The sequence below is a fragment of the Anaeromassilibacillus sp. D41t1_190614_C2 genome, from assembly GCF_015558525.1.
Taxonomy (GTDB): domain Bacteria; phylum Bacillota; class Clostridia; order Oscillospirales; family Acutalibacteraceae; genus Anaeromassilibacillus; species Anaeromassilibacillus stercoravium.
Map to the genome: position 1 here is coordinate 1 of NZ_JADMOD010000028.1, position 7,416 is coordinate 7,416.

Sequence of the window (7,416 nt, forward strand, 5' to 3'; positions counted from 1 at the left end):
GCACGGCGTCTTTTCGCGCCTACGGCGGACGCACGGCGTCTTTTCGCGCCTACGGCGGACGCACGGCGTCTTTTCGCGCCTACGGCGGACGCACGGCGTCTTTTCGCACCTACGGCGGACGCACGGCGTCTTTTCGCGCCTACGGCGGACGCACGGCGTCTTTCGCACCTACGGCGGACGCACGGCGTCTTTTCGCGCCCACGGCGGACGCACGGCGTCTTTTCGCGCCTACGGCGGACGCACGGCGTCTTTCGCGCCTACGGCGTTCCCTAAGAAGGCAAACCGCAAAGAGTTTGCTTTCCGCTCCACAGGGGAAGCTCTACGCAAGCGAGCGAGTCGCTTTATAAAAAGCAAGAAGGGGGAAATCCACGGTTCCCGCACAGCCGGTTGAAAATAGCGGTGGAAAACACAAAAGGGCCCAGCCTCGGGAAAACTCCCGGGCTGGGCCCTCGTTGGTTATGGGGAAGATGCCTTCCCTTTCCTTTTAAATTAGCCGATTGTCACTGCACAGTGCTTGACAGGACGTGCAACGTCTTACGCGCCTACGGCGTCCGTCTACGAAAGCACTTAGCCAATCGTCACCGCACAGTGTTTAACTGGGGCATTGCCCGGCAGGGTCGTATAAACGCCCGTGCTCTGGCCCGGCGTGCCGATCGCATAGACTCTATAATAGTAGTCGTTGCCGACCTTCGCCACGAACTGGGTCTTCAGCACATCGCCGTTGCCGACTGTGAAGCTCGGCGTCAGGTTGTTGCCGTTGACCACCGTCATCTTGAAGCAGTATGCGCTGCCTCTCTTGAGCGTGAAGTCCACGGTCGTGTCGCTGCGCACGCTGGCGTTCACAACGTTCTGGCCTGCGGCCACAACGCCTGCTGCGCCGTATGCGTTGCCGATGTTGGCGGACGTGCTGCCGGAACCCTTATTGTTGCTGGTGTTCCGGTCTGCCAGCACGAGGTTTTCCTTCGCTTCCTTGGCGCTGTAGTAGACCGCTGCATACTCCTCGCCGGTTGCATTGGCGTCTTCCACCGTTGCACGGAGCAGGTTGATCTGCGCCTGCATCGCCGCCGCACTGGACGCGGTGTACTTGGTGAGATCGAGCTGTTCCAGCTCGGAAAGCAGTTCGAGAAGCTCTTCCTTGCTTGGGATCTTACGCAGGTCCGCGAGCACCTTCGCAAGCGCTTCTGCCGCTGCGTCGACCTCTGCCTGGGTGGCGGATGCGTCGTCCATCACAGCCTGGGCCGCGTCAATAGCATTGCGCAGGGTTTCTTCGCTGCCCTCGACATATTTGTCGATCTCTTCCATCACCAGGTTTGCCTGTGTCAAAACGGCGTTCAAGCTGCTCTTATCCGCTGTGCGGCTCAAAGCGAGCATAGCGTCATAGAGATCCTGCCATGCCTTTTCCACATCGACCGCCAGGGCGTCGTTGCCGTCGTCATAGACGTCCTTCGCCGCATCCAGGGCCGCCTGGAAGGCTTTCACCGTCTCGCTGGTGAATTCATCGGTGTCGATGCTCTCCGCCAGGTCGATCAAGTAGCCCAGTTCGGTCAAATCGCCCTTTTCGAACGACAGATAGTGCAGGGCGTCGAGCAGATCCGACCAGGCCTCGTTGACCTCTGCCTGGGTAGCGGATGTATCGTCATAGACCTCTTTCGCGTTCTCCAGGGCCCGATCGACCGCCTTCTGAACGCTCTCGACTGCATTTGCATATTCGTCGCCGCCGACCAGCTCTTCTGCGATGGAGATGGTCTGCGCCAATACGGACTTGTTTACAAGGTCAAAGGTAAAGGACAGGTTGGAATTTTCATCCGGCACCGTGTACGTATAGGTCACGCTGTCCGAAGTGAAGTCCACCGGCTCCCCGTTCACATACGCGCCCACAAAGGTGCTTCCCTCGCGGGACGGCGTAAAGGTAAAGGTGACCGGCGTACCCGCCTCAATGTTGGCCGCATAGATGCCGGCAGCATCCACAATGGGTTCTACATCGCTGGTAACCACGAGGTCCACACCGGCGCTGTAGCCCACCGTCAGCATACGGGACTGGCGGGCAAATTCCGCGACAACGGTGACGTCCTCATTCGGCATCACAAAGCGGTTGTTCTCAATCGGGACAAGTTCGCCGTCCGCTGTGCGGTATGCCAGCGAAACCAGATGGTAATTCGGGTCCGGCTCGACAAACACGTCCACCGTCTCCCCTGCGTTTGCACTGCTGCGGGTGAGCTTGACCGAACCGCCTTCCGCTTCTTCCGCTGCAATGCTGTAAACCTCGTTCAGCATGATCGCTGTAATGCTGAAGTTGCCATACCGTTCTCTGGTTACAGACCGGTTGTAAATGCGCACATTTACATCCTCTGCGGAGCGATACGTGAGCGTAAACATTCCGTACTCCGTCGGCTCGAGGACTTCATACGCATAGGAAGCCGTCTTATCGCCGGAGGTCATTTCCACGACCATATCGGAATGCCAGTTGCCGATGGTGATCTTCGCCTCGTGGCGGTTTTCGCCGCCCGGCAACGTAAAGCTGACGCCGTTGTCCACGTCTTCCACGACCAGGTAAGGCTTCTGGTTCTCCATGCTCGCGGTCGGCGTGCCGTCCGTGAAGGAATACACGGTGTCGTATTCGCTGTTGTTCACGCGGTGCGGGGCCTTTTCGGTATCAAAGATGGTGAAATCCTTGATGGAAGGCTCCACATTCTTGCGCTCATAGGCCGCTTCGCCGTCCACGCTGTTGAACAGCATCCAATCCTTGCCGCCCTCTTCCGTCAGGTTGATGGAATCCGGGAGCGTATTGGTAAAGCGGATGTTGAAATCATTGTCAATGACCTCGGGCTCGTCCACCTCCGGCGGCTGCTCGCCCGTGTCGGCCAAGGTGACGGCGCCCAGCGCAATGCTGCCGCCGACATCGATGGAAGCGAGGGACTCGTTCATGACCATCCGGACTTCCACGGTGCTCTCCGGATCTTCCGCCCAGTAGTCAATGCCGATCTTCTGGACATCCCATCCGCTCGAATTGCCGTACGTTGTGGTGTAGCGCACTTGCCCGTCGATGAGCAGCTGCACTTCGCAGATGGCACTCCAGGAACCTGCATAGATGTTCACATGCTGCACCGTGCCGGCCGTCGGCAGGTTAAACGCAAAGCCAGCCTGTCTTTCCGGGCCGCGGCAGGTGATCGCCCACTGATTCTTCGGCTGGGTGCCTTCGGCCGCATCGCTGGCGGTAAAGCTCAGCTGCATATCCTTGGCGACGTCCACCGCGTAAGGCGTGTCGTCGGACACCAGGCGGTGGAAATTCGTGATAACCGTTTCGGTATTCTTCTTGGCGTAGTCATCGGCATACTTTGTCGGGAACTGCGCCCAATCGGTTGTGCCCTCTGCGGTGAGGTCAACGGTCGTGCCGGAGGCATTTTCCGTTGTCCCAACTGCGTAATCGTTGGACGGTTCCGGGATCTCCCCGTCGGTCTCCGCCAGCGTTACAGCCGGGAGGCCGACGCTGCCGCCAGGGCCGCCCGTGTTGGACGTGACAAGGATCTGGCGGACGAGGAGCTCGTCGCTCGGGTCCATCAGCTTATAATCAAGGCTGATCTTGCGCACATCCCAACCGTCGCTTCCACCATAGGTGGCCGTGTACATCACGCTGCCGTTCACCAGGACTTCCACGCGCGTGGTGGCGTTCCAGGAGGAAACATACAGGTTCGCGTGCTGCATCTTATCGCTGTAAGGGAGGTTAAACTCAAAGCCCGCTTTGCCCTCTTCACCGCGGGAGGTGATGCAGGTCTGGCTGGTCGGCTGCGTATCCTTTGCGTCGGTAGCCGTGTAGTACAAAGGCATATCGACGGCGTGGTCAATCCCGCCTTCCACCAGACGGCGCAGGCCGGAGATGGTGTTTTCGGTATCCTTTCTTGCGTAGACATCCACATCGTCTGCGTTGAACTGCGCCCAGTCCTTGGTGCCCTCTGCGGTAAGGTCGATGGTGGTGCCCATCGCGGAGGTCATCATGCCGGATACATACGGCTTTTCGTCGTATGCCAGGGACAGGACGGTCACATTCTCAACGATCTTTACAGTCTCGCCCTCATACGTGGCCAGAATCGTCAGCTCGCCGCTTTGATCCGGCTGCGGCTGGGTGGGGCACACCACAGAACCGTTGTCCATCAGGCCGGTGTCCTGGCCGTTCATGGTGCTGGTAAAGGTAAATGTGGTGCCGTAGATGGGGCCGGTGACGTCAAAATTCAGGGATCTGTACAAAGCGTCAAATCCGGTGTTGCCATTCAAAATGGTGTCACGGGCGGCCTCGTAGTCGGCATAGGCACGCTCACGCGCGGAGCGCGGCGACTCTTCGGGGACTTCGCTGACGACCTCGCTCAGGGCGCCTTCCACGCCGTCCTTCACGCCGGAAACCGCCACATAGTAGCGCTTATAGTTGTCCAATCCCTCGATCACATAGGGGAGGGTATCGGCCGTACGCACGTCGGACAGGTTTGCACGGTCTTCGCCGACATAGATCTTGTAGCTGTCGAACGCATCCGTGTTATCCGCCGAAACGGTGATGGTCTGGTTGCCAGCCGCGAGGGAAACATTCTCCACATCTGCCGGCAGCGGCTCGCCGCCGTCTTCGAGGATGATTCCCTTGATGGAGACGGAACCCGATCCCTTGGAGGCGCGCTCCGCCTCATACTGCACCAGCAGATGGCGGTCTTCGTCGCCGCCCGCGCGGTACGGGATCTCCACCACATAGGTGCTCTCTTCTTCACCGCCATACAGCGTGCGGCTTACGCGCGGGGAGCTGGCGTCGGACAAAGCGGCCGTCAAGGTGGCGGTCGTATTCTGCACGCCTACGATCAGCTTCACGGTCTTGCTCTCATTGGTCGCCGGGACCGTAAACATAAAGCCTTCCTCGCCGAGCGAATAGGCGCCCTTGGTCAGGCTCTGCGCGCCGGAGAAGCCGAGGGCTTCCATCTCTGCGCTGGTGGAGAGTTCCACCGGGCTTTGGCTGCTGTCCGCACGGAAGCCAACCGTGTTGACATTTGTAATCAGCCCAGCCTTCTTGCCGGCCTGATACTGGAGGCCGTCATCGATGGATTCGTCGGTCTCGGTGCTGAAAACGACATAATCCGCTGCGTTGGCGTCGAGTGCTTCTTTCGTCAAGGAAGCGTCGTCCGCCTGGAACGGATGCGCGGCCGCGCTCAAATACGGCTCTGCCTCATCCTCCACGCCGTCGATGTGGTAGTTGGTGGTGCCCGCCGGGACATCCAACGTGACCTCTACGTCGCCGTTGAGCACGTGCAGGGTGACCGGTTCAGTCGCTGTAACGGTGATATCCGCCGGGGATTCCGACCCGGTGCGCTCCTCCATGGAGAGGGAAACGCGGACGGGCTGCCCGTCGTGGCACATATACAGATTGCTGATACCATTTTCCTCGGTCAAACGGAGATCCCAATTCACCGTGTTTTCCGGGGCGTTCAGGTCAATGCCCAGGATGTCCTCGATGATGACGCCGATGGCCAGCGCGCCCGTCCAACCGACAAAGTTGCTGCGGGCGGGGTCGCCCTGGCGGGTATATTCGCTGGAATAGTTCTCCCAGAACGTAGCGCTGCCGATCACGGAATCGGTCTTGCCCGCCTGGTAGACGTCCGAGAGGGCCTCCAGATGGCGGAGCGCCTCCCCAAAGGCCAGCTCACGGTAGCCGTAATACTCCAGGCCCTTGATGTACTGGAACGAAGACGGCGCCCAAACCGCACCGTTCCAATATTTGCCGGTGGGATAGAAGGACGGCCAGTCATAGGTAACTGTGGACAGGCCCTGCGGACGGAACATTTTTTCGGAGTTCAACGCATAGTTCCTGACCATCGCGTCGGCGCGTTCCGGCGTCGCCACGTGTGCGGACAGCGCCCACAGGCCGGTCGGGGTGGGAACGTTCGTGAACTGCTGGTCTTTATCCAGGTTGAAATAGAACTGCCCTTCTTCGGACCAGAGCTTTTCGTTGATCAGGGCCGTGAGGTCCTCATACTCCTTCTGGAAGCGCTCCTCCGTCTCTGTATCGCCGATCTCATGGGCGATCTTGGCGATGTAGTAGGCGGACTGCGCCTGCTGGATGCTCAGGTCGTTGTACGTCTGTTCCTTTGAACCATAGTCTTGGTTCGGTGTGTTGTCAAAGCCGTTGGCCAGGCCGGTGGTCTTGCCATACAGCCCATTGTCCATCAAGCGCGTGCGCTTGATAAAATCGAAGTGGGAGACAATGCGCTCCAAGACGGTCTTCCCATCGATCACCTTGGTAAAGCGCGATTTATCCCCATGCACCTGATACTGCTGCCATTCGGCCCAGGCAAACAGGGGCGGGTTGACGGAAAGCGGATCGTCGTATCCGCCATTGTAGCTGGCATTCTCGCCCGTGATCTCGCTGATCTCACGCGCGATGAAGCCGTCGTCCGGCTGGCCGGGATTATCGACCTGCCAATAGTAGAAATTGTCCATTGCTTGCAGAGTGGGGAACTGATGGATGCCGTATTTGTCAAACATCATCATCAGCAGCGTATCCCACACAAAGATCATATCGCTGAACGCTTCGTCCACATAGTAGGGCTCCTCCGGGTTGAGGACTGCTCTTGCTTTGCGGATGTTGCTCTTGTGGGATTCCCAGGCTGCATCGTAAAGCTCTTCCCATTCCGGGTGCTCGGCAAAATGCACCTTCGGGAGATCGGCCATATCGATCTCATACCCGCCGGCTACAATTTCCGGTTCCCGGGCCGCGCCCATAGCTGTCCCAAACGGGATCGACGTCAGCAGGATGGCCGCCGACAGGCAGAGCGCAAGCACCTTTTTTAGTCTCTTCATTTTCTCCTCCTTGATTATTAGGATGGTTTTCCCCATCCCAACCTTTCCTTCTGTGTTGCCTCTGATACCGCCCCTCCTTTCTCCACGGGCAACTACCGTCCTAAAAAGTTTACCTTTTTGAGTGAATCATTAAAGCGTACTTTTAATTATTCGCAATAATACATTACAATGATAGCGAATCACAAAAAGAGGGTCAACAGAAAAACTGGACAAAATTTTAAGGTTATTTTGTACACACCATCCTATAATTTGTTTGAAATCATTATAATATAATTTATAACAAAATACTGAAATAAACTCTATTGAATAAATGATTCCAAATTCCAAAGAAAAGCAGTCATTTTTACAGACCTCCGGTCAGGACGCAGGCACGCAGTGCCTCTCGCGGACGCGCAGCGTCTTTCGCGGGCACACTGTGCCTCTCGCGCCTACGGCGGACGCACGGCGTCTTTTCGCGCCTACGGCGGGCACACAGTGCCTTTCGCGCCTACGGCGGACGCGCAGCGTCTTTTCGCGCCTACGGCGTCCCCTAAGGAAGCAAACTGCGAAGAGTTTGCTTTCCGCTCCATATGGGAAGGCCCTACAGAA

General features: G+C 58.0%; 2 protein-coding genes. One reads left to right on the top strand and one right to left on the bottom strand.

Annotation, left to right across the window (positions count from 1 at the left end; translation table 11 throughout):
- Nucleotides 1-391 (top strand): hypothetical protein (locus I2G69_RS14100; RefSeq protein ID WP_207740601.1); only part of this gene is annotated, 391 nt, incomplete at its 5' end.
- Between the two features lie 176 nt (nt 392-567).
- Here I2G69_RS14100 and I2G69_RS13900 read toward each other — a convergent pair.
- Nucleotides 568-6,828 carry an MGH1-like glycoside hydrolase domain-containing protein gene (locus I2G69_RS13900; protein ID WP_195560979.1) on the bottom strand — a complete coding sequence of 2,087 codons (6,261 nt, stop codon included), beginning with the start codon at nt 6,826-6,828 and terminating at the stop codon, nt 568-570.
- Nucleotides 6,829-7,416: the final 588 nt, after the last annotated feature.